The sequence below is a fragment of the Butyricimonas sp. Marseille-P2440 genome, assembly GCF_900091675.1.
In the GTDB taxonomy this organism is placed as follows: Bacteria; Bacteroidota; Bacteroidia; order Bacteroidales; family Marinifilaceae; genus Butyricimonas; species Butyricimonas synergistica.
Genome location: NZ_LT594609.1, coordinates 942,130 through 967,080 on the forward strand (window position 1 = coordinate 942,130; position 24,951 = coordinate 967,080).

Sequence of the window (24,951 nt, forward strand, 5' to 3'; positions counted from 1 at the left end):
TTAGTGATTATTTTTTGAATACTACGCAGGCATTGTGACCTCCGAAACCGAACGTGTTGCTCAAGGCTACATTGATTTTTTTCTCTTGAGCCTTGTTGAACGTGAAATTCAGCTTAGAATCCAATTCCGGATCAAGGTTGCTGAAATTGATGGTAGGGGGTACAATGTCGTTTTTCACAGCCAGAACACAAGCGATCGCTTCCAAGGCACCGGCGGCACCTAATAAATGTCCTGTCATGGATTTGGTAGAACTAATATTCAAGTTGTAGGCTTGTTCTCCAAATGCATTGAGAATAGCCTTAGGTTCTGCGATATCTCCTAATCCTGTGGATGTCCCGTGTACATTGATATAATCAACGTCTTTCGGGGTGAGATTCGCATCTTCCAATGCAGATGCCATAACGTCTCCTGCACCTTCCCCGTTGGGATCTGGAGCAGTCATGTGATAAGCGTCACAATTCATCCCGGCACCGGCAAACTCGGCATAGATCTTAGCACCTCTCTTTACGGCGTGCTCGTATTCTTCCACGATTAAGGAAGCCCCACCTTCTCCCAGCACGAATCCATCTCTGTCCGCATCGAATGGACGGGAAGCAGTTTTGGGATCATCATTGCGCGTGGAGATAGCTTTCATGGCGTTGAAACCTCCAACACCTGGAACGGTTATTGCGGCTTCAGAACCGCCGGCAATAATCACGTCTGCTTTTCCTAATCGAATAAGATTTAATGCATCTACTAAAGAATGGGCAGATGAAGCACAAGCGGAAACTGTCGTGTAGTTAGGACCTTTCAGCCCGTGTTCTATGGCGATCATACCTCCGGCCATGTTTGCGATCATCTTTGGGATAAAGAATGGGTTGAATCTGGGTGTTCCATCTCCAGTGGCAAATGATTTGCACTCTTCGTAGAATGTTTCCAATCCACCGATACCCGCACCCCAGATTACTCCAATTCTTTTTTTATTCTCCAAGGAGAAATCAAGACCTGAATCTTTTATCGCTTCTCTTGCGGCTATGAGCCCGAATTGCGTGTAAAGATCCATTTTACGGACTTCCTTCCTGTCGAAGTATTCCGTGGGCTCGTAGTTTTTAACTTCGCAAGCGAATTGCGTGCGAAATTTAGATGCATCAAAACGAGTAATAGGACCGGCGCCACTGACGCCAGCTTTCAGATTTTCCCAAAATTCGGGCACATTATGCCCCAAGGGATTGATAGTACCAAGACCAGTTATTACTACTCGTTTGAGGTTCATAAATTGAATATTAAATTATTGAGCGTTAGCTTCAACGTATGCAATCGCGTCACCTACGGTAGCGATTTTCTCTGCTTGATCGTCCGGAATAGTGATGTTGAATTCTTTTTCCAATTCCATGATCAACTCTACTGTATCCAAAGAGTCAGCGCCTAAATCATTTGTAAAAGTTGCACCCGGTGTAACTTCTGATTCGTCAACTCCTAATTTATCAACGATGATAGCTTTAACTCTGTTTTGAATGTCAGACATAACTTTAAATTTTAATTAGACATTTTTTAAATTCACACTAACGTCTATAACAGACGTCATAACTCTCTAAGTTCGGGCGCAAAGTTAGAGAATTTATTTTTCCTAGAAAATTTTTTGGCATGAATAAACTCTTTACTATCTTTATGCGGTTGATTTTTAATAGATTACAAGATGAAAAAAGTTGCAATATTTGCCTCTGGATCAGGTTCTAACGCCGAAAATATCATTAATTTTTTCCAAAACGACACCGAAAATGTCGTGAAAATCGTGTTTTGTAACAAGTCAAACGCGTATGTATTAGAACGGGCAAAACGATTGGGGGTTCCTTCTTTTGTGTTTAATCGGGATGAATTTTATCATTCTGATCTGGTGCTGAATGAGTTGAAACGTTTAGAGATCGATTTTATTGTTTTGGCGGGTTTCATGTGGAAGGTGCCGGATGCGATTCTTGAGGCTTACCCGAACCATATTGTCAATATTCATCCCGCGCTCTTGCCTTCTTACGGGGGAAAAGGAATGTACGGGATGCACGTGCACGAGGCGGTTATTGCGGCAGGGGAAAAGGAAAGTGGCATCACGATCCATTACGTGAATGGTCATTATGACGAGGGGGCAACGATCTTTCAGGCAAAATGCCCGATCATCCCGGGGGATACTCCCGATACTTTAGCGGAGAAAGTACACGCTCTCGAATACGAGCATTTCCCGCGGGTGATAAAAGAAGTTCTTGAAAAAATCTGATGATTTTTTCCTTGATTTCAGATTTAATTCTCAATTTTCAATTATTATGAGGAGGTTTACTGTATTACTAGGATTATTGTTGTTCAGTTTCTTGTTGCAAGCTCAGGAAGCGAGATTGTTAAGGTTCCCGCATAGCGTGGGGGACAAGTTGGTATTTTCATACGCGGGCGATCTGTATATCGTGTCCACCGAAGGAGGCACGGCACGTCGGTTGACGTCCCACGTGGGATACGAGATGTTTCCCCGGATCTCGCCGGACGGGAAATATATCGCTTTCACGGGGCAATATGACGGTAATACTGAAGTATTCGTGATTCCCGTGGAAGGGGGTGAACCTCGTCGATTGACCTACACTGCCACGTTAGGTCGGGATGACTTGGGTGACCGGATGGGACCGAATAATATCGTCATCGGCTGGACGCCGGACAGTAAACACGTTCTTTATCGTTCCCGGAGATATACTTTCAATGATTTCACGGGACAATTGTTCACGGTTCCCGTGGAGGGAGGTATGTCAGAAGAACTGCCCTTGAAAAATGGCGGTTTTGCCTCCTATTCTCCCGACGGGAAAAAGTTGGCATATAACTATATTATGCGGGAATTCCGTGCCTGGAAGCGTTACCAGGGCGGAATGGCTGATGATATACGGGTATTTGACTTTGCCACGAAGAAATCGGAACGGATTACCGATAACGTGCGTCAGGACATTATCCCCATGTGGTCGTCCGACGGAAATACTATATATTATATCTCCGACCGGGGCGACGTGATGAACCTTTACGCTTATGACGTGGACACGAAAGAGGACAAACAATTGACTTTTTACAAGGAATATGATATAAAATTCCCGGCTATCGGGGATAAGCGGATTGTTTACGAACAGGGCGGATATATCTATGCCCATGATTTGCAGACCGGGAAGGACAACAAGATCACCATCCGTATTGATAATGACCAGGTATATTCCCGTTCGAAGTTGACGGATGTCAGCGGTCAGATCACCACCGTGGCGACTTCTCCCGGAGGAGAACGTGTGGTAGTTGCCGCGCATGGCGATATTTTTTCATTGCCGGCTAAGACGGGTATTACCTACAACTTGACGAACTCGTCGGATGCCAACGATATGCAGGCAGGCTGGTCGCCTGACGGGAAATACATCAGCTACGTGTCCGACAAAGACGGCGAATTCAATATTTACCTTCGGGATGCCGTAACCGGAAAGGAACGGAAACTGATAAAAGGATTGAAAAGCTATATCTTCAATTACAAATGGTCGCCCGACTCCCGGAAAATCGTGTGGAGCGAGAAAGGGAATACCTTAAATATCTCCGATGTGGAATGCGGCAGCCGGAAAATAGTGGAACAATCGGGCATCCGTTCCATGACTTCTTACAACTGGTCGCCGGACAGCAAGTACATCACTTACGTTCGTCCGGAAGCCGCGATGGATAATATTATCGTGTACAACACGGAAAGCGGTGAAAAGCATCAGATTACGGACGGCTGGTTCGGCTCTGCGTCGCCTAACTTCAGTGACGATGGCAAATATCTCGTGTTCGTGTCGGCACGTGCCTTCTCGCCCACCTACAGCCGCACGGAATGGAACCACGTGTACAACGACATGAATAAAGTGTACGTGTTGCCTTTGGCAAAAGACGCCCCGGTACTTTTCGCGCCAAAGAATGATGTTGTTCCCGTGGAAACGGAAACGAAAGCAAAATCCAAAGATAAAAAGACCGAGCCCGAGGCATTGGTGTACGATTTCTCGAATCTCGACAACCGGTTGATAGAATTACCCGTGCTTGCCTCCAATCATTACAACGACGTGCATATGTTGGGTCATCGGGTATATTACAACCGGGGCGGTCGCACCATGTATTTCGATATGGACAGCAGGCGGGAATCCGACTTGGGCGGGTACGTCGAGTTCTCCCCGGGTTACAAAAAGGCGATTGCCTTCTCCGGTTCGTCCTTTCAAGTCATGGATTTACCCGTTTTTTCTGCCAGCGTGGGAACTCCCGTGCCGACAAAAGACGTGAAAAAAGTGATCGACTACCACCAGGAATGGATGCAGATATACAACGAAAGCTGGCGGCAAATGCGGGATTTCTTTTATGCCAAGAATATGCACGGCGTGGATTGGGATCATGTGTATGAAAAATATAAAGTATTGGTTCCTCACGTGAACCACCGCACGGACTTGACTTATATTATCGGTGAAATGATCGCCGAGTTGAACGTGGGGCATGCTTATTCCATCAACGGTCGTGTTCCCGCCCCGGAGAGAATCAAGATGGGACTCCTGGGAGCTAAATTCAAAAAGGACAAATCCGGCTATTTCCAGGTGACTAAGATTATCGAAGGGGCAAACTGGGATAAGGAAACCCGTTCGCCGCTCACGATGCCGGGCGTGGAAGTGAAGGAAGGTGATTATATTCTGGCTATTAACGGGAAATCATTGAAAGACGTGGACAATATGTTCTCCGAGTTGATCGATATGGCAGGCAAGACCGTTTCTTTGAGGGTGAACTCTGCCCCCGTCGAGAAAGACGCCCGGGAAGTATTGGTTACCCCGCTTGCCGACGAATCGAAGTTATACTATTATAATTGGGTACAAACCAACATCCGTAAAGTGAACGAGGCAACCAATGGTGAGGTCGGCTATATCCATATCCCGGACATGGGCGTCGACGGGTTGAACGAGTTCGTGAAACACTATTACCCGCAGTTGAATAAAAAGGCGTTGATTATCGACGACCGCGGCAACGGGGGTGGCAACGTTTCCCCGATGATTGCCGAGCGACTGATGCGTACCCCGACATTCTATACCATGCATACCAACCAAACTCAGGGATCAGTAAATCCCGTGGGCACCTTCCTCGGTCCGAAAGTATTGCTCGTGAATGAGTATTCCGCCTCGGACGGAGACTTGTTCCCCTATCGTTTCAAGTATAACAAATTGGGAACTATCGTGGGACGCCGCACGTGGGGAGGTGTTGTCGGTTACAGTGGTTCCATCCGTGTCGTGGACGGCGGTTCCATTGTCACCCCCTCGTACGCCCCGTATGCCGCTGACGGCAGCGAATTTATCATCGAAGGTCGAGGTGTATCTCCCGACGTGGACGTGGAGAACGATCCCCACCTTGAATATATGGGTGATGACGAGCAATTGAACCGTGCAATTCAAATCATTCTCGAAAAGCTGAAAACCGAGAGGAAAGAAATCCCGGCTATCCCCGCCTTCCCGGATAAGTCCGGGGGAAAAAAGTAGGAACTAAAAACAAAGGGCTGTCTGAAAAATCTTTTGGCAACCCTTTGTTCTTTATATGTTACAAAATTTATCGGGTCTGTTGTTTCATTTGTTGGCGTTTCTTCTTCGTCCTGCATTTGTCGCAAACCCAGATTTATTTCGTAATTTTGCAACTGAAACTAAATTGAAAATGGAAACAAAAGAGGTTGAGTGGGATGGTATTCCTGTCCCGAGGCGGTATTGGGCAATCTTGGCGATTGCCATGGGAATCACGGTATCCGTGTTGGACGGAACGATTGCTAACGTGGCGTTGCCCTCCATCGCGGGGGATTTGAATGCCACGCCCTCGATGTCTATCTGGATCGTGAACGCCTATCAGTTGGCTATTGTTGTTTCCTTGCTCTCGTTGTCATCGCTGGGAGATATTTGGGGATACAAGCGGGTGTATATTGTCGGGTTGTTGATCTTCTCCGTGGCCTCCTTGGCGTGTGCCCTTTCTGTTTCTTTGGCACAATTGACCGTTGCCCGCGTGTTCCAGGGATTCGGGGCGGCAGCTTTGGCGAGTGTCAACACGACTTTGATTCGGATTATCTATCCCCGTCGTTTCCTGGGACGGGGATTGGGAATCAACGCCTTGGTCGTTGCTGTTTCCGCTGCCGGGGGACCGACGATTGCCGCCGGGATTCTTTCCGTCGCTTCCTGGCAGTGGCTGTTTGCCATAAATATCCCGATCGTGATAGCCGCTTTGATCCTATCCTGCAAGTTTTTGCCCTCCAATCCGATGAAAGTCACGGGGCGCACGTTCGATTGGCGAAGCGGTATCATGAACGCGCTGACCTTCGGGTTGCTGATCTTCTCTATCGAGGGATTCACCCACGATATGAACTGGAAAGTATTGTTCCTCATGATAGCGGCGGTATTCGTGATCGGTTATTTCTTCGTGCGGCGGCAGTTGTCACAAACCTACCCGTTGTTGCCTGTCGATTTGTTGCGCATCCCGATATTTTCTCTTTCCGTGGGAACCTCCATTTGCTCGTTCGTCGCCCAGATGCTGGCAATGGTGTCCTTGCCTTTCTTCTTGCAGCACACGCTGGGAAAGAGTGAAGTCGTTACCGGGCTCCTGCTTACCCCTTGGCCCTTGGCGACCATGGTGGCGGCACCCTTGGCGGGAAAGCTGATCGAGCGTGTACACGCCGGACTGTTGGGGGGCATCGGTTTGTCGATCTTCGCGTGCGGCTTGTTCTTGCTTGCCACGTTGGCGGATAAAGTTTCCGGTGTCGGGATCGCTTTCTTCATGATGATGTGTGGTGCTGGCTTCGGTTTATTCCAGACGCCTAATAACAGTATCCTGATCTCCTCCGCCCCGCAAAACCGAAGCGGTGGCGCCAGCGGTATGCTCGGTATGGCTCGTCTGACGGGGCAAACCACGGGAGCGTCCCTCGTGGCATTAATGTTTGTCATGTTTCCCGTCAACGGAACATACGCCTCGCTCTACCTTGCCGGGATATTCGCCTTTGTCGCCGCGGTGGTCAGTTTTAGTCGCGTGTCTCTGCCCGAGCCGGAATTACTGCGGGGTAATGCCAAGAAAAACAGATAGCCGGGTAGTTTTTAGCTTCTTTTTTATATACTTTTGTCCCCTGTAAAATGCATTGGTATAAATGGAGTTGTCGCATGAATAACACGGGATGGATTTGGATAACGGTTGTTTTTTTGGGAATAATGCTTGTTGGGGCTGTTTCGCGAGTGGATGGGCAGGAACGGGATAGCCTGACGGAGCCGCCTTCGCGTAAATTTACTCATGGATTGAAATTTGAAGGACGTCCGGAATATATTTTTCAGACGAGTTCTTTTTTGCAAGGCGATAACCCGGAGGGGAAATTGATTAAGGGGGCTTCCTCTTTTCACTTGAAATACTTTTTCCGCTATCGTCAGGGAAGTGCTGCCGAACGTGCCTACGGGGACGTCTACCAGGGAGTGGGTTTCGGGTATTATACCTTTGGCGAGCCTCGTTTATTGGGTAACCCGGTGGCGTTTTACTTGTTTCAGGGAGCTCGTATCGCTCGTTTGTCCCCTTGGCTGTCTTTCTATTACGAGTGGAATTTGGGATTGTCCACGGGGTGGAAAACGTATGATTCCTACGACAACCCGTATAATAAGATGATGGGTTCGAGGGTAAATGCCTACATTAATGCCGAGTTCTACTTGCGCTGGAAACTTTCCCCGGCGTTAAGCCTGACCACGGGACTCACCGTGTCGCATTTTTCTAACGGCAACACCACGATTCCTAACGCCGGTTTGAACACGATCGGTGGAAATTTCGGGTTGGAGTGCAATTTTTACCGGCAGGAGGATCTGAAGCCGTTGAAAACAATGGGTGTTTCCGCGTACCAACCCTTCCGTCCCTATGTCAGTTATGATTTTGTATTCTTCGGCTCGTGGCATAGCCAGGGCATCAAGACGGCGGACGGGCTTTCCGCTTCTCCCGAATCTTACCCGGTATTCGGGTTTAATTTTGCCCCGATGTATAACGTCAACCACAGGCTTCGGCTGGGGGTGTCGCTGGATGGTACGTTTGACGGGGGAGCGAATTTATACACGGAGTACGACGTGTACGGGCAGATCGACAAGTCGCAAATCCTCCGTCCTGCGCTTGGTGACCAGTTTGCCCTGGGGCTTTCCGGGCGGGTGGAGTATGTGATGCCTTTTTTCACCGTGGGAATCGGGATGGGAGCCAACGTGATCGGGAAGGGCGATTTGAATATGTTCTACCAGTTGTTCACGCTGAAAATAGCTGTTTCCCGGGCGGCTTTCCTTCACGTGGGATATAACCTCCGGGAGTTTCACGAACCTAATTTCTTGATGCTGGGTGTCGGTTTCCGGTTCAATGGCAAATCTATTGTTTTTTAACGTCTTGATTTAATGCTGTTTTCTCGATGAGGAACTACCCTATTCATCCCTGAATCAAGGATGAATAGGGTATGAATTCCGGTTGACTTCCGTCATGAACGCTATAGGAACCCTATAGCAACGCTATATGAACGCTATTTAAAATAGCGTTCTTATAGGAAATTAATAGCTTAACTAAAAGTTTATATACGGTATTCCTCCGGAATTGATACGTGATTAATACTGTATTATATTGGGACTTACTCGTTATCTCTCACGGATTTCATCAGGATGATGAAAAATGTATGTGTGTGGCTTTTGTTTTTTAAGGTAAAAACGGCTATATTTGTTTTTGTGATGTTTGAGATGTGGGGAATATTTTGTCGTTTATTTCCACGGAGTTGAGAATTGATTTTGTAATTTTTTGAGAGGAGTTTTTTATGCCATTTACTCATTTTCACGTGCACTCGCAATATTCCATTCTGGACGGTGCGGCAAGTGTGCCGGGATTAATAGATAAAGCTATCGCGGACGGTATGCCGGCGATAGCGTTGACCGACCACGGGAATATGTTCGGGATAAAATTGTTTTACGATTTATGCCGGAAGAAAGGGATCAAGCCGGTGCTGGGCGTGGAGGCTTACGTGGCACGGGTATCGCTGTATAACAAGGAGAAGCCGGTGGATCGTTCGGGGGAGCATTTGATTATTCTGGCAAAGAATTTGCAAGGGTACAAGAATCTGGTGAAGTTGTGTTCTGCGGCTTTCGTGGACGGGTATTATTATCGCCCGCGTATCGATAAGGCTCTTTTGGAAAAATATCACGAGGGTTTGATTATTTCTTCGGCTTGTCTGGGTGGGGAAATCTGCCAAAAAATTATGGCGGGAGATATCGAGGGGGCGGATCAGGCGGCCTTGTGGTACAAGAATTTGTTAGGAGAGGATTATTATTTGGAGGTGATGCGCCACCCGGCGGAAGCGGCGAAGGAGAGAGCCGAGGTGTATGAGAACCAGGTGAAGTGCAATGCTGAGATCTTGCGCATGGGCGAAAGATTAGGAATTAAGGTGATAGCCACGAACGACGTGCATTTCCTGAACGAGGAGGATGCCGAGGCGCACGATTTGTTGATTTGTTTGAATACCCGGAAGGATTTGGACGATCCGAACCGGATGAGATATACCCGTCAGGAGTGGTTCAAGACCACGGCGGAGATGCAAGCCTTGTTTAGCGACATCCCGCAAGTGTTGGAGAACACGCAGGAGATCGTGGATAAGGTGGAAGAATACAAGCTGGATTCCGACCCCTTGATGCCGGTGTTCCCGATTCCACCCGAGTTGGGTACGGAGGAGGAGTACCGGAAGCGTTTCACGGCAGAGGATTTGTTCAACGAGTTTACCCGTAACGAGAAGGGTGAAGTCGTGCTGACACAGGAGGAAGCCGAGAAGAAAGTGAAGAAGTTGGGAGGCGTCGACCGCTTGTACCGTATCAAGCTGGAAGCGGATTACCTGAAGGAGTTGGCGATGAAAGGAGCCAAAAAACGGTATGGCGAGGATATTCCGCCGGATATCATGGAGCGGTTGATTTTCGAGTTGCATATCATGAAGACGATGGGTTTCCCGGGGTACTTCCTGATCGTGCAGGACTTTATACAGGCGGCTCGTGATATGGGCGTGATCGTGGGACCGGGACGTGGTTCGGCGGCGGGAAGTGCCGTGGCGTACAGTTTGGGTATCACGAATATCGACCCGGTGAAGTATGATTTACTGTTCGAGCGTTTCTTGAATCCCGACCGTATTTCATTGCCTGATATCGACGTGGATTTCGATGATGATGGTCGGCAGAGGGTACTGGAGTGGGTAACCCGGAAATACGGGGAGGACAAGGTTTCGCATATCGTTACGTTCGGTAGTATGGCGGCAAAGATGGCGATCAAGGACGTGGCACGTGTGTTGAAGCTTGATTTGTCGGAGGCGAACCGTTTGGCGAAGATGGTGCCGGAGGTGCCCAAGATCACGTTGAAGAAGGCGTACAAGGAGAATCCGGATTTGGAGAAAGAGAAAGATTCCCCGAACCCGCTGGTGGCGAAGACGCTTCATCTGGCGGAGATTCTGGAAGGATCGGTACGGCAGACGGGGGTACACGCTTGCGGTATCCTGATTAGCCGTGATCCCTTGACAGATCATATCCCGATTATGCCGACCGAGGGGGAGAGTTTGATGACCACGCAGTACGACGGGCATTTCGTGGAGCCGATCGGGTTGATCAAGATGGACTTTTTAGGGTTGCGTACCCTTTCTATTATAAAGACGTGTCTGGATAATATCAGAAAGTCCAAGCACGAGGAGTTGAATGTCGATGCTATCTCGCTGGAAGACCCGGAGACGTTCGCTTTGTTTTCACGGGGTGATACGACCGGATTGTTCCAGTTTGAGTCGCCGGGAATGAAGAAACACTTGCGTGCATTGAAGCCGAACCGTTTTGAGGATTTGGTGGCGATGAATGCCTTGTATCGCCCGGGACCTATGGAGTATATTCCCGATTTTATCAAGCGTAAACACGGGGAAGAGCCTATCGTGTACGACCACCCGATGATGGAGCCTTACTTGAAGGATACCTATGGTATCACGGTGTACCAGGAGCAGGTGATGTTGCAATCGCGTGCCCTCGGTAATTTTACCCGGGGTATGTCCGACACGTTGCGTAAGGCGATGGGTAAGAAGCAGATCGATACGATGAATGCCTTGAAAGCCCAGTTCCTTGATGGATGTAATAATAATCCCGAGTTCGTGAAGGGCTGCAAGGAGATGGGCAAGGAAGTGAATCCGCTGGTGGAAAAGATTTGGGGGGACTGGGAGGCTTTCGCCTCTTACGCGTTCAACAAGTCGCACTCGGTTTGTTACGCTTATATCGCTTACCAAACGGGATTCTTGAAGGCGCATTACCCGTCGGAATTTATGGCAGCCAACTTGAGCTGTAACTTGTCGGATATCACGAAGGTGACGGTGTTTATGGACGAGTGTAAGCGCATGGGGTTGAAAGTGTTGGCGCCGGACGTGAACGAGTCGGACAATGACTTTACCGTGAACCAGAAGGGGGATATCCGTTTCGGTATGGCGGCAATCAAGGGCGTGGGCGTGGCGGCTGTCGACTCGATCGTGCAGGAACGCGAGAAGGGTGGACCGTTCAAGGATGTGTTTGATTTCTTCGAGCGGGTGGATTACAGGACGGTGAACAAGAAGACGCTGGAAAGTTTGGTGACTGCCGGAGGACTGGATAGTTTCGGGCTGGACAGGTCGCAATATTTCCATATGCCGGACGGGCACACGACTTTCCTGGAAAACCTGGTGAATTTCGGGCAAAAGAAGCAGCAGGACAGTATGTTGATGCAGGCGACGTTGTTCGGGGGCATGGACGAGTACGACGTGAAGAAGCCCACGATTCCGCTGTGCGAGCCGTGGACGGACGTGGAGAAGGCGCGTAAGGAGAAAGAATTGATTGGTATTTACTTGACTTCTCATCCCTTGGATTCTTACAAGTTGGAGATAAACGCGATTTGTACGCCACTGGATAGTTTGACGGATTTGTCGCCTTTCAAGGATAGGGAGGTGACTATCGCGGGTATTATCGTGAATATGCGAATCGGGAAAACGAAGAAAGGGAATGATTTCGGTATCCTGACCATCGAGGATTTTACCGGGACGTTCGAGATGGCTTTCTTCGGGGAGGATTTTATCAAGTTCAGAAATTATTTTATTTTGGAAACGGCAGTTTACATCAAGGGCAAGGTTCAGGCGAAGAAGTGGGGAGGAGCGGGGGAGCTTGCTTTCAACGTGGTGAGCATGGACTTGCTGAGCGTAATCAGCGAGAATCTGATCCGTTCGATCACTTTGCAGGTGAACGTGGAAATGTTGACGCACGAGATTGTGACAGAGTTACATAACCAGTTCGTGAACGAGCAGGGTGATCTCCCGTTGAATTTTGTCTTGTATGATAACTCGGGACATCGGGTGAAGATGTTTTCAAGGACTTGTAAGATAGGACGTTCGAGAGAATTGTACGAATATTTCGAGAATAATGATGCTATTAAAATGAAAATTAATTAATTTCGCCGTGTCGGAGCGTTGGATTTTACGCGAGTATTCTCCAACGCTTTTAGCATGAAAATTATTATAAACTTTAAAGATAAAAGTATGGCTATTGCAGTTAATGATTCAAATTTCGAGGAAGTTGTGCTGAAAGCAGAAGTTCCCGTGTTGGTAGATTTTTGGGCAGAATGGTGTGGACCATGTAAGATGATGTTGCCTATTATCGAGGAAATCTCTAAAGAGTTCGAAGGCAAGGTGGTTGTTGCTAAGGTGAACGTGGACGAAAGTTCTGCTTCCGCTAAATATGGAATTCGTAACATCCCAACAATTCTTTTCTTCAAGGGTGGTCAGGTTGCAGACAAGCAAGTAGGTGCAGTGCCTAAGGCTACGTTGGTAGACAAGATCAATAAATTGCTTTAATAGTTTGTTGTTTTGATAAGATATGAAACCGCTGAAAGGCGGTTTTTTTTATTTCGTGTGTTTTTAATAGAGGATGTATCCCGCGATTCCAGCCAGGATGATCATGAGGATGGGGTCCATTTTGAATTTGAAGGTGGCGATGAAGGCTATGGCAAAGATGATGTAGCTTTTGTAGTCAGCGAAGTTTTGTTTGTTCATGAGCAATAGGGCAGCGGCGCCGATCAGTCCGAGGACGGTGGTTTTCAGTCCTTTCATTGCCCAATCGACGTATTTGTTGTCCCGGAACATGAAAAAGAATTTGGAAATGGTGATCATGATGAACAATGACGGCAGGCTGACGGCGAAGGTGCAGATTGCCGAACCCCAGACGCTTCCCGTTGCCGTGTAGCCGATGTAGGTGGCGGTGTTGAAGGCGATGGGTCCCGGGGTACTTTGGGAAATGGCGACGATGTCGGTGAAGTCGGCAACACTGATCCACTGGTGGGTTTCCACCATGTCGTGTTGTATCAGGGACAGCATGGCATAGCCCCCGCCGAAACCGAACAAGCCGATTTTGAAGAAGGTGATGAATAGGCTGATATATAATTCCACGCTTTCCATTTTCCAGTTTTTTTACTTTTTGTTTTTTGTTCTTTTTTCCTTTATCCTGCCTACTGCAAGACCTCCCAAGATGGCGGCGATAATAATATATATTGGCGATAGTCCGGTTTGCCAAACAATCAAGGCGGCAAGGGTGGGGATGATGACTGTTTTGCGGGTGATCCCGGCGGATTTCCCCATTTTGTAGAGGGGTGCGGCGATGAGGGCGACCACGGCGGGGCGGATGCCTTTGAATACTCTCTCTACTCCCGGGTTGTCTTTGAAGTCGGTAAATATTATGGCGATAAGCAAGATCACGATGAAGGAAGGGAGTATTGTGCCGAGGCTGGAGAAAATGACGCCTTTTACTCCCCGAGCCTTGTAACCGACGAAAATAGCCGTGTTGAGGGCTATCGGTCCGGGAGCGGATTGGGCGATGGCGAGCATTTCGACAAATTCGCTTTCTTTCAGCCATCCTTTTTTGTCGACGACTTCTTTTTGGATCAGAGGGATCATGGCATAGCCTCCTCCTAACGTGAAGGAGCCGATTTTAAAAAAGGATATGAATATTTGCCAGTATGAAGCCATAATTTGTATTATAATATTAGTCGCAAAGATATGATAAATTTTTTGATTGGTTTCGTTTGTGTTTTTGGTGAATTGTAAATAATTTTGTTTAAAGGAATGAGTTTATATTTAATTGTAAGAGTACTATGAAAATCGTGCGAATTTTGTTACTTGTCATTTTTTCTTTTTCGTTTGTTTGCTTGTCAGCGCAAGATCGAAAGTGCTATAGGTGCCATGGCAAGGGAATTATTTACTTCCAGCATAACGTGGGAACTTACGGGCAGAATAATAGTAAAAAGCAATGCCCGATATGTCATAAATGGGTGCCTGCCGGGGTATCCCATTCGGATCCGTGTCCCGATTGTAACGGGCATGGGGTTGTGTCTAGTTCTGGCTCGAATAAATCGAATACCCGAAATACGTCCGGTAATAATAATGCTTCGGAAACATACGGGCTTTCGGCTGAAACTCAGCAGCAGATGTTGAACGTAATGAATGGGCAATTAAGGGGAGAGGAGGGCTTCTTGAATCAAAATAATTGTTATGGAAAGTATTATCAATATAATCCGACTTCTCACGTGGGATTAAACACGTTGACGGATAAAATCAAAGAGTTGAATAGGTGCAGCACGGGGGCCTTTTCTGCTAATGGAGCGGGAGTCATTGTTTTTGACGGGTATGGTTTTCAGACCCAAGGTGTACCTCAAGCGTTGTTGGATAGACTTTTCCAAATCAACAAGGAACAGCAAACCATTAAAGACGTGACGATTACGGATAATGGCACGTATTGGTGCGTAATATACGGCAACTGTTGGGCGGCATACGCTCCAGAGGGCGTGTATAACCAATTGAATGTCATGATTAATAAGAGCGGTATTTCATCTGTCGCTTTGAATGATTCCGGGCATTACATTATCGTGGGAAATGACGGTTCGACACTTTGTTCTTCACAATATTATCAAGAGCGAGTGAATGAAGCGAGAGGTAAATTCGGGAAAATCATCAGCGCTTCCATCGATCTATTTGGAAGAGTTGCCTTGTGTTGCGAACGTGGCGTATATCTCTGTGGGGCACCCAGTAGCGTGGCGGATGTCTTGAAGAGTATTAATATTATCCCCAAGGTGGTAAAAATTTCTTTTACCGGCCATTATTTGATAACGGATGGCAAGGGTGTTTGTTGGTACTGGTTTTAGGGGATTTAAATTTGTTTTAAGATATTCACCAGAGAATCTTTTATTTGTGTAAAACGAGGCATATTTTCGGGTGAAATGGGTTCTTTTGGAGGAGAGCTCATTTTCAGGGGATTGATGGGGGTGCCATTTTTATATACCCGGAAATCCAAGTGCGGACCAGTAGCGAGCCCGGTGGCTCCGACGTACCCGATGGTTTCTCCTTGTTTTACACGTTTGCCGGGTTGAATCCCTTTGGCAAATTTGGAGAGGTGCATATAAGTGGTGGAATAGACACTGTTGTGCTTGATGGTCACGTAATTTCCGCCCCCATTGGCTTGGTAAGCTTTTTTCACGACAACGCCATCACCGATGGTTTGAACGGGAGTTCCTGTCGGGGCAGCATAATCCACGCCGTGGTGTGCCCTGTATTTTTTCAGGACGGGATGGTAACGGTTGTTGGAGAAGCCGGAAGATATGCGGGAATATCTTAACGGGGCTTTCAGGAATGCTTTTTGTAAGCTGTTGCCGTCTTCGTCAAAATAGGCGAACTTTTCATTTTGCTCGAAGGGTATGGCGTAAAAGTCTTTGCCGGCGTTCGTGAAGATTGCCGCTTTGATATTGAAATCACGCAAGGGCTTGTCTTCGACATATGATTGTTCATAAAGTACACGGATGGAGTCTCCCTTTGCTATGCCGTAAAAGTCGATAGACCAAGCGTATATTTCCGATAGGGTAATCGCTAGGGTCGGGTCTGTACCGGCTTCAACCATGGCGTTCCAAAGAGAAGAGGTGATGCCGACTTTTGCCATGTGTTCTTTTTTCACGACATCTTTTTGTCCCATGTAAACTTCTGAAGTTTCCTTGAAGTCAATAACCACGTACTCTAGAGCGTTTTTCTCGTAGATAAAGAATTCCGGGGTTCGAAGACTGTCTTTTGCCAAGAAAAGGGTATAGTTCTGACCGCTTTTGATGTTTCTCACGTCGAAAACATTTTTGCAACGTTGGGTGATTTCATGTATTTTGGCTGAGGAAACCTTGTATTTCGCAAGAATTAGGGAAAGGTTTTGGTTTTTCTCCACGGTACCTTCTTCTATTTCGAAGTTGTCAGAGGGGATTCCGTATTTGTAATGCGCCTGCCGGATTTCTGTCGTGTCCACGACTTCATCTACCGCATTAGCTTCAAGTATAGCTTCTTTGTTTCCTTTGTTGCTGGGCCAAAAGATGATAATCCCTAACATAAGACCTATTGCAGCCCAAATCCATATCCATTTTGTCTTTTTCATGTTATTCATTTGTTCACGTCGAATCTGGTTCGCAAGTTAGGTGATTTTTGTGAAAACTTTCTTAATGTTGTTGTTAACAAAACATTAAAGTTACTTTTTTATTGTTGCTTCGATTTGTATTTTACTATTTTTGGCATGATGGAAGATTAAAAAGTGTTTTTGAAGTAAAGTGAAGAGAATTTAGACGTGAAAACGATAATGTTTTATTTACTAGTTGTTTGAGAAAATGTAAATCTTAAAGTTTTCATAAAATTGATTTTCGAATAACACTAAATCAATTTTGAAACGTCTATTTATAAAGTTTGCAAAAGTGTTGTTGTATGAACATATTAATTTTAATAACAGATTTATGGAAGAGCCAATTGTAAAAGTCGAACACCTGTCACATCGCTACAGCATTCAATGGGCGGTACGCGACATCAGCTTCGAGATTCCTGTTCGGGGAATTTATGGTTTACTGGGATCAAACGGTGCCGGTAAGTCGACCACGATGAACATTATCAGTGGTGTTATCAAACAAACGGAAGGTAATGTTTTTATTCGGGGAATTGATGCCCGGAAACACCCGGTGGATGCTAAACGTCATATCGGTTTCTTGCCGCAGAAGCCGCCTTTATACGGAGATTTGACGGTGGAAGAGTATTTACTGCATTGCGCAAGATTGCGTTGGGTGCCTGACCACGAGCTGAAGAATGCTGTGGAAGAGGTATTGGGCCGGTGTGGAATCACGCATTTCCGCAAGCGTTTAATAAAGAATTTGTCAGGTGGTTACCAACAACGTGTTGGTATTGCGCAGGCGATTGTTCACAAGCCTGATCTAGTAGTGTTTGATGAGCCGACGAATGGTTTGGATCCGAACCAGATCATGGAGATCCGGCATTTGATCAAGGAGATCGCTACGGAACGTACTGTGATCCTTTCTACTCATATATTGACGGAGGTACAAGCTGCTTGCGATCATATCATGATGATCGAGGAAGGAAAGCTCGTGTTCATGGGTTCTGTTGATGAATTTGATAATTATATTGTGCCGAATACATTGTTCCTTTCTATGGTAGATCCTCCAGCCCCGGATGAACTTGCTAAGATTGAAGGTGTGTTGGGAGTGGAAGAATTGGGTAACATGAAATTCCGTATCCGTTTCGAGGAAGCACAAGAGGTTATCGATCGTATCGTGAAAGAGAGTGCCGACAAAGGTTGGCGTTTGTCAGAGATCCGGGTAGAAAAGAGTTCTTTGGACAGTATATTCGCAGAATTATCTAAAAAAGCACATTAAAAAATCAGGTTATGTTTAAAATGATATATAATATTGCGAGAACAGAATTGCAAATGTTATTCTATTCTCCTGTTGCATGGTTGATATTGGTTGTTTTCGGCGTGCAGGCTGGAATACTTTTTGCCGATAATATCGCCGGATTGGTAAGTTCTCAGGAAATGGGATATAGCGTTTCGGGAGCTTCAATGAGAGTCTTTACCAACCCTTGGGGAGGTATTTTCCCCAGTATACAAAATTATTTGTATTTCTATATTCCTCTTTTGACCATGAGTTTGGTCAGCAAGGAGTTGAGTAGTGGTTCTATCCGTTTGTTGTATTCTTCACCGATCACCAACTTCCAGATTATCGTGGGTAAGTTTTTGTCCATGATGCTTTACGGGCTTTTCATGATTGGAATTCTTTTCCTGATTGTGCTTTGCAGTTGGTGTGTTATTAAAGATTTTGATTGGCCAATGGTGTTTACCGGGTTGTTGGGGTTGTATTTGTTGATTTGTGCTTATGCGGCAATCGGTATCTTTATGTCCAGTTTGACTTCATACCAGATCGTGGCTGCTATCGGTACGTTTGCCGTGTTGATGATGTTGAGTATGGTTGGCGGTTGGTGGCAAGAGTATGATTTGGTGCGGGACGTTACTTATTGGTTGGCTATGTCAGGCCGTAGCGGTAAGTTTATTGCCGGGTTGATTTGTAGTGAAGATTTGCTGTATTTCATAATCGTGGTTTGCTTGTTCTTGGCATTGACGATTATTCGTTTGAATGCAGTACGTCAAAAGATTCGTTTCGTGATCACGTTGGGAAGAAATCTAGGTGTGATTCTTTTGGTTTGTGTACTGGGGTATGTTACTTCTATGCCGCAAATGAAAGTTTATTATGATGCGACTGCGACGAAGAGTAACACGTTGACCCAGAATAGTCAAGAGATCGTGGCGAAATTGGATGGCGGCATGACGATTACCACGTATATCAATGCTCTTGATCCGGGTGCGTCTTGGTATGCAGCATATTATTTTCTGAAACCGGATATGGAGCGTTTCGAACAATACTTGCGTTTCAAGCCGGATATGAAATTGAAATACGTGTATTATTATGACACGACAGCTAATCCGCAATTGGATAGGCGTTTCCCGGATAAGACGCTTCGCGAGAAGATGATAGAGGTTTGTAAGATATATGGAATGGATTCCAATAGATTTATGACCCCGGAGAAGATCCGAGAGAAGATTGATTTGTCGGGAGAAGGTAATACTTTTGTGCGGCAGATTGTACGCGATAATGGACAAAAAGCTTGGTTGCGTATATACAACGATATGCAACGTTTCCCGAGTGAACGAGAGATTACGGCTGCTTTCAAGCGTATGGTGATGGAGCTTCCGAAGGTAGGTATCGTGCAAGGACATGGAGAACGTAGTTTTTATGGTAATAAAGATCGTGATTACAGTGCTTTTGCGAATGATAAGGCTTTCCGTTATTCTTTGTTGAATCAAGGTTTTGACGTGGAAGAGGTGAATTTGGAGAAACAGGTTCCGGCACATATCAATATCATGATGATTGCCGATATGCGTGACTGGTTGAGTCCGGAACAAGAGGCTAATTTGCAGCAATACATTGACCGTGGCGGTAACTTGTTTATTTTGGGCGAACCGAAACGTAGGGAGGTGATGAACAAGCTTTTTGCTAAATTCGGTTACGAGATGACGACCGGAGTTTTGGTTAAACAGGACACGAATTTGCTGGCAGACGTGATTATTTCTTACCCGACGAAGGAGGCTGCAGACAGTATAGCTTATGATTTCGGAACGATGCGTAGATATAAAATGGCTATGTCTACCCCGAGTGTTGCCGGTTTGGAAAAAATTGCGGACAAGGGATACAAGGAAACCATCATGTTCAAAACAGATACGATTGGCGTTTGGAATGAGTTGGAAACGACAGATTTTGTTGATGATACGATTCATTTGAATCCTGCTGTCGGTGAAGTGGAAAAGATTTATTCTACGGTTGTGGCGTTGTCTAGGAAAGTTGGGGATAGAGAGCAGAAAATTATCTTGACAGGTGATGCGGATTGTATCAGTAACGGCGAGTTTGGAAGAAGAGTGCCGACGGTACGTACTTCCAATTACACGTTGATTACCGGAAGTTTCTTCTGGCTGTCTGATAACGAGGTGCCGATCGACGTGAGACGCCCGCCGCTACCGGATGATAAGGTGTACGTGGCAAAAACGGGTGCTGCGGTTATCAAGTGGTCGTTTATGGTGATTATTCCTTTGCTATTGGCTGTTGCCGGAATCTTGATTTGGGTTCGTAGAAAAGGAAGATAGTGTAATTTGCGATTTTAGATTTACGATTTCGGATTTCGTGTTATGAACGGGATGAAAATTGGAGATTTAAGATCAAAGAGATAAGAGAATTTGAAAATGTGGAATATTGATATAGTATGAGTTTTAAAATAGATAAACAAACTTTGGACGATCTGGTGATTTTTGGGAATAATAGGACCAAATCTGTCTATGAAATCTTCAATCGCACGCAGACGCGCGGGGGTGCGAAGATTTTGGAAGAGATGTTCCTTTATCCATTGTCAGATGCAGACCAGATTAATGAACGGAGTGATGTAATCCGTTATTATCGGGATATGGAGGCGGTGTTCCCTTTCAGAAGTGAAATTTTTGACACGATGGAATTTTATTTGGGAAATACCGATCGCCGTACTCAATTGATGACGCAAGATAATACGTTAGGGCGTAAGTTTAAAAATCTGGTGGGAACGGATACGGAGTATACCCAATTGCATAACGGTATCGTGTGTTGTATCGAGTTGTTGAATACCTTGGATGCTTTTTTGAAAGCATCCAAGTCGGACACGGGTAACAAGACTATTGTCGATTTGACAGCTAACTTGCGCTCTTTGCTTGACAATGAAAAGTGGGCTTGGTATACTTCCGAGAAGGGGAAGAAAAAACTTGTTTACGAGCAAGCGGTGCTCTATGATCGGGTGTTCCGTTTCGAGGAGCGGGATAAGATGATGAAGATTTTGTATTACGTTTATCTGCTTGATGTTTATATGGCCGTGGCAAAGGTGGCGAAAGAGCGAGGTTTCGTTTTTGCCAAAGCTTATCCGAACGATCATAACATTTTGAAATTGAAAGGTGTTTTTCACCCATTCTTGACGAATCCGGTGGGTAATGATATCGAGGTGGATGAGAATAGTAACGTGATTTTCTTGACGGGGGCAAATATGGCTGGAAAATCAACGTTCATGAAAACTTTTTGTATCTCGATTTTTTTGGCACATGTGGGTTTCCCCGTTCCTGCTAAAGCTATGGAGTTTTCCGTGCAGAACGGAATGTTCACGACAATTAATTTGCCGGATAACTTGAGCATGGGGTATAGCCATTTCTATGCAGAGGTGTTGCGTGTGAAGAAAGTGGCCCAACAAGTACGTCAGACCCAACATTTGATAGTGGTGTTTGATGAGTTGTTCCGTGGCACGAATGTGAAAGATGCTTACGATGGAACGGTGGCGGTGGCAGAGGCTTTTGCTGGCATACGGAATTGTATATTTATGATATCGACGCATATTATCGAAGCGGGGGAAGTTTTGAGAGAGCGGTGTGATAACATTAACTTCGTTTATTTGCCCACGAAGATGGAGGGTAGTAAACCGATTTACACGTACACGTTGGCACAGGGGATCACGGATGACCGCCATGGTATGATGATCGTGAATAATGAACGGATTATTGAAATTATTAAAAACGGTGAGGCATGAGTTTCGAGACAGATAAACAGACACTAGACGACTTGAACTTGTTAGGCAAGTACAAGAATAATTCCGTTTATAGTATGTTCGTGGGAACAATTACCCGCGGCGGGGAACGCATGATGGAAAATATGTTCCTTCACCCGTTAACAAATGCTAAAGCTATTAATGAACGGTCTTCCGTTTTCCGTTATTTCCGGGATCACGATTTCGGATTTCCGTTCGGGAAAGACGAATTTGACGTGGTGGAGCAGTATGTTACCGGGGCAAGTAGCAAACATGGATTCCGGAATATATTCCAGATTCTGAAAGCAAAGTCAATGCACTATATCAGTAATGATCCGGAATTTAATATTCTCCGTGATCGGATTTTGATGTCGATCAAGTTTTTCCAGAAAGCCCGCGAGTATTTTGATAAGTTGGCGATTGATGTGGCCGGTAATCCTTTCCAGGGTGTTGTGGAGAGAGGTCGTTTGCTGTTGAAGGATGCCCGTATTGGTAAATTGTTGGCACACCCTCGTCAGGATAATCCGGGGTTGGCGAACTTGATTTCTTTTGACCGGGTATTTCGTTGCTTGCTGAATAAACAATTCAAGGAGGTTATCGAGTTATTGCAAGGGATTGACGTGAACGTGGTTGTTGGGGGCGTTGCCAAGGAGAAGAATTTCTGCTTTGCTACGGCTGCTGATGAAGGCGAAGTGTTGGTTGCAGCAACGGGTTTGCATCATCCCCGTATTGATGGGGCAATTTCTAATGATTTGGAAGTGACGAAATCCAAAAATATATTCTTCTTGACGGGGGCTAATATGGCAGGAAAGTCTACTTTGATGAAATCTTTCGGTATTGCCGTTTACATGGGACACATGGGTTTCCCGATTGCAGCGAAGACTATGCAATTCCGTATACAAGATGGTATGTATACTTCGATCAATGTGCCTGATAATATAAACTTGGGATACAGTCACTTTTATGCAGAAGTGTTGCGCGTGAAGAACGTGGCTATCGAGGTGAGTCGTAACAAGCATTTGATTGTGATTTTCGACGAGTTGTTCAAGGGTACGAACGTGAAAGACGCTTTCGATGCAACTTTGGCGGTAACCGAGGCTTTGGCGGAAAGACGTAATAGTGCTTTCATGATTTCTACGCATATTATCGAGGTAGGTCAGGAGTTAGGTAAGCGTTGTGATAACGTGACTTTCGCTTATCTGCCGACCGTGATGAAAGGCAAGATGCCGACTTATACCTACAAGTTGGAGCCGGGAATCACAAGCGACAAGCATGGTATGATTATTATCAATAACGAGAAGATTATTGAAACGATCAAGGGCGAAGTCGTGTAATATTCTGTGAATCGGTAAATATATAAATATCCCGGACTCTATAAGTTCGGGATATTTTTGTTTATGCCTGACCTCGGAATGTTAAAATCCGAAACGGTTGTTGTTGTGTGTGTATATTTCATTATTTTTGAACAATAGGATTATGTAATGGCGAGTTTTGATTATTTTGTAGTTAAGAGATGTTTAGTAATGAGTTAGTGGAGGTTGTGGATTTATCCGACGCCAAACAGTTTAAGAAGGGCTACGAGCGATATTTTACCGCTCTAAAGTATTTCGCTATGCATTATTTGGAAGATGAGGATGTTGCTCTTGATCTATTACAGGATTTTTTCCTGAAATTGTGGGAAAAGAGAGAGTCATTTAAAAATGAAGAAACATTTAAGGTTTATCTCTACCGGGGGGTACGTAATAATTGTTTGACTTATATACGGGATAGAAAGAGGGCGGAGAAACGTATGAAAGGATATGTCCCCGAGGAGATTGAAGAAGATTTTGTCAGTCGCGTTATAGAAGCCGAAGTTTTTTCGATGATAAATGAAGTTTTCGAGGAATTGCCGGAATCTTGCAAGAAGGTGTACCGTTTAAGTTTGGAGGGAAAATCTCATCAAGAGATTGCAGATGAACTGCATATCGCTATAAATACTATCAAACGACATAAAAATAATGCTAATCATTATATTCGGGAACGATTAGAGAAGTTGTTGATATTAATGATATTACTCTCTTTTGATATTTGATGCTAGGGAATATTTCAAAAAAAGTGTTCTAAGTATATAACACTTCCCATGATAAGTGGAGTCTTTAATATAAAATCTGGAACATAGTGTACCGGAATTTGTAATAGAGCAAATATGTATAGAATATCTCGAATATTGTTGAAATATTTTACATTCGGAACAAATGACGAGGAATCCCGTTTGTTGAACCAGTGGCGGAAAGAGTCCGATCGCAATGAACGACTTTTTGATAAGATCGGTTCCCGTGAGTTCTTAGGAAATGCGATGGATCCGAAACATCGGAAAATACGGGAAGAACAATGGAAATTGTTGGAGAAAAAGATCATGTTCACGAGGCGTCGGGAACGAATGATGAAGCGTGTTCGGTGGGCGGCTGCTATTTTGTTCCCTGTCGTGTTTGTTATGTTTTATTGGTTAGAACGAGAGGATGTTGCTAAACCAAGGATTTACACGGCAAGTGAGTTGCCTGCTAGTTCTAAAGCCGTGATTCATCTTGCGGAAGGAGGGGAGATCGTTATTTTGCAAGATACGGTTTTTCAGCAGGAGATGAAAACGGTATTGCTAGAGAACCGTCTTGATACCATTCGTTTTCTTCCGAAAGAAGTGGAAGAGGATTTTTCAGATAAAGTGTACCGGATAGAAGTTCCTCGCGGAGGGGAGTATGTGGCTCGCCTTGAAGATGGAACTATCGTGCATATGGATGCGGAATCAGAGTTGGTCATACCTCAAAAATTTGAAAGAGATTCGAGAGAGGTCGAATTGAGAGGTCATGCTTATTTTATTGTAACCAAAGATAGCACACGTCCTTTTACCGTGAAATCGGGAGATCTGAAAATTCAAGTATTGGGCACGGAGTTCGATTTTAATGCTTACGAGGGACAGGAAATTACAACGACATTGGTGAAAGGGAGTGTGGAAATTTCCTATTTGGAGTCGAAGTGCAGGTTGAAACCGAACCAGCAGGTAAGAATCACTACGGACGGCGGAATGAAGGTTTCGGATGTCGATGCGTATCCCTTTATAGCATGGAAATATGAACGTATTGTATTTATTAATCAGACGCTCGAGTCTATTATGAAAGTTTTGGCAAGGTGGTATAATCTGGAGCCTGTTTTTCTTTCTAATGAGATTAAACAGGAATGTTTCACCTTGGATATAGAGAAGTACGGAGAAATAACTCCTGTGTTGCAATCAATAGAGAAGACTAATAAAGTGTATTTTGAAATAGGTGGTAAACAAATTCTTGTTTATAAAAGATAGATAAGAATAATTAAAGCAAATGTAGGAGAGGCTAAAAATATTTAGGCTCAAGGGGTTTGTATCGCTTTTTTAGATGGTAATTTAAATATGA

General features: G+C 45.3%; 18 protein-coding genes. 13 read left to right on the forward strand and 5 right to left on the reverse strand.

The window, feature by feature from the left end; all coding sequences use genetic code 11:
- Positions 1–7: 7 nt before the first annotated feature.
- Positions 8–1,252 carry a beta-ketoacyl-ACP synthase II gene (gene fabF / locus BN8899_RS09565; RefSeq protein ID WP_065219242.1) on the reverse strand — a complete coding sequence of 415 codons (1,245 nt, stop codon included), beginning with the start codon at positions 1,250–1,252 and terminating at the stop codon, positions 8–10.
- Between the two features lie 15 nt (positions 1,253–1,267).
- On the reverse strand, positions 1,268–1,504 hold the full coding sequence (locus BN8899_RS09570) for an acyl carrier protein (RefSeq protein WP_018337766.1): 237 nt from the start codon (positions 1,502–1,504) through the stop codon (positions 1,268–1,270).
- Positions 1,505–1,675: 171 nt separating this feature from the next.
- Here BN8899_RS09570 and purN point away from each other — a divergent pair, with 171 nt between their 5' ends.
- From purN to trxA, 6 genes are all read left to right on the forward strand, one after another.
- Complete coding sequence (gene purN / locus BN8899_RS09575) at positions 1,676–2,245, forward strand: phosphoribosylglycinamide formyltransferase (protein ID WP_065219243.1); 570 nt, start codon at positions 1,676–1,678, stop codon at positions 2,243–2,245.
- 46 nt (positions 2,246–2,291) lie between these two features.
- Complete coding sequence (locus BN8899_RS09580) at positions 2,292–5,516, forward strand: S41 family peptidase (protein ID WP_148375355.1); 3,225 nt, start codon at positions 2,292–2,294, stop codon at positions 5,514–5,516.
- Between the two features lie 169 nt (positions 5,517–5,685).
- Positions 5,686–7,092 carry an MFS transporter gene (locus BN8899_RS09585; protein ID WP_065219460.1) on the forward strand — a complete coding sequence of 469 codons (1,407 nt, stop codon included), beginning with the start codon at positions 5,686–5,688 and terminating at the stop codon, positions 7,090–7,092.
- Between the two features lie 74 nt (positions 7,093–7,166).
- A complete protein-coding gene (locus tag BN8899_RS09590; protein ID WP_065219244.1) occupies positions 7,167–8,402 on the forward strand; it encodes an acyloxyacyl hydrolase in 1,236 nt (411 codons plus the stop codon).
- A gap of 419 nt (positions 8,403–8,821) precedes the next feature.
- Complete coding sequence (dnaE, locus tag BN8899_RS09595; protein ID WP_065219245.1) at positions 8,822–12,484, forward strand: DNA polymerase III subunit alpha; 3,663 nt, start codon at positions 8,822–8,824, stop codon at positions 12,482–12,484.
- An 87-nt stretch (positions 12,485–12,571) separates the two neighbouring features.
- The gene (trxA, locus tag BN8899_RS09600; protein WP_065219461.1) at positions 12,572–12,886 is read left to right on the forward strand and encodes a thioredoxin; all 315 of its coding nucleotides are present in this window, start codon (positions 12,572–12,574) and stop codon (positions 12,884–12,886) included.
- A gap of 63 nt (positions 12,887–12,949) precedes the next feature.
- Here the strand turns inward: trxA and BN8899_RS09605 are convergent, their stop codons facing one another.
- Together BN8899_RS09605 and BN8899_RS09610 are read right to left on the reverse strand one after the other, a co-directional pair.
- The gene (locus BN8899_RS09605) at positions 12,950–13,486 is read right to left on the reverse strand and encodes a chromate transporter (RefSeq protein WP_065219246.1); all 537 of its coding nucleotides are present in this window, start codon (positions 13,484–13,486) and stop codon (positions 12,950–12,952) included.
- Positions 13,487–13,498: 12 nt separating this feature from the next.
- Complete coding sequence (locus BN8899_RS09610) at positions 13,499–14,053, reverse strand: chromate transporter (protein ID WP_065219247.1); 555 nt, start codon at positions 14,051–14,053, stop codon at positions 13,499–13,501.
- 125 nt (positions 14,054–14,178) lie between these two features.
- On the opposite strand from BN8899_RS09610, the gene BN8899_RS09615 reads away from it, so the two are divergent.
- Positions 14,179–15,225 (forward strand): zinc finger-like domain-containing protein, encoded by a 1,047-nt coding sequence (locus tag BN8899_RS09615; RefSeq protein WP_065219248.1) that lies wholly within the window; start codon positions 14,179–14,181, stop codon positions 15,223–15,225.
- 5 nt (positions 15,226–15,230) lie between these two features.
- On the opposite strand, the gene BN8899_RS09620 is transcribed toward BN8899_RS09615, so the two are convergent.
- Entirely contained in the window at positions 15,231–16,487 is a 1,257-nt protein-coding gene (locus BN8899_RS09620) for a M23 family metallopeptidase (RefSeq protein ID WP_065219462.1), read from the reverse strand.
- Between the two features lie 349 nt (positions 16,488–16,836).
- Here BN8899_RS09620 and BN8899_RS09625 point away from each other — a divergent pair, with 349 nt between their 5' ends.
- The 6 genes from BN8899_RS09625 to BN8899_RS09650 all read left to right on the forward strand — a co-directional run bounded on the left by BN8899_RS09625 (position 16,837) and on the right by BN8899_RS09650 (position 24,860).
- Positions 16,837–17,763, forward strand: coding sequence for an ABC transporter ATP-binding protein (locus tag BN8899_RS09625; protein ID WP_065219463.1), 927 nt, complete (start codon positions 16,837–16,839; stop codon positions 17,761–17,763).
- Positions 17,764–17,774: 11 nt separating this feature from the next.
- Positions 17,775–20,081, forward strand: coding sequence for a Gldg family protein (locus BN8899_RS09630; protein ID WP_065219249.1), 2,307 nt, complete (start codon positions 17,775–17,777; stop codon positions 20,079–20,081).
- A 116-nt stretch (positions 20,082–20,197) separates the two neighbouring features.
- Positions 20,198–21,532, forward strand: coding sequence for a MutS-related protein (locus BN8899_RS09635; protein WP_065219250.1), 1,335 nt, complete (start codon positions 20,198–20,200; stop codon positions 21,530–21,532).
- A complete protein-coding gene (locus BN8899_RS09640) occupies positions 21,529–22,863 on the forward strand; it encodes a MutS-related protein (RefSeq protein ID WP_065219251.1) in 1,335 nt (444 codons plus the stop codon). The genes BN8899_RS09635 and BN8899_RS09640 overlap by 4 nt, the downstream gene beginning before the upstream one ends.
- Before the next feature lie 179 nt (positions 22,864–23,042).
- Entirely contained in the window at positions 23,043–23,600 is a 558-nt protein-coding gene (locus tag BN8899_RS09645; protein WP_065219252.1) for an RNA polymerase sigma-70 factor, read from the forward strand.
- Positions 23,601–23,714: 114 nt separating this feature from the next.
- Positions 23,715–24,860, forward strand: a complete 1,146-nt coding sequence (locus BN8899_RS09650) for a FecR family protein (protein ID WP_065219253.1) — start codon at positions 23,715–23,717, stop codon at positions 24,858–24,860.
- Positions 24,861–24,951: the final 91 nt, after the last annotated feature.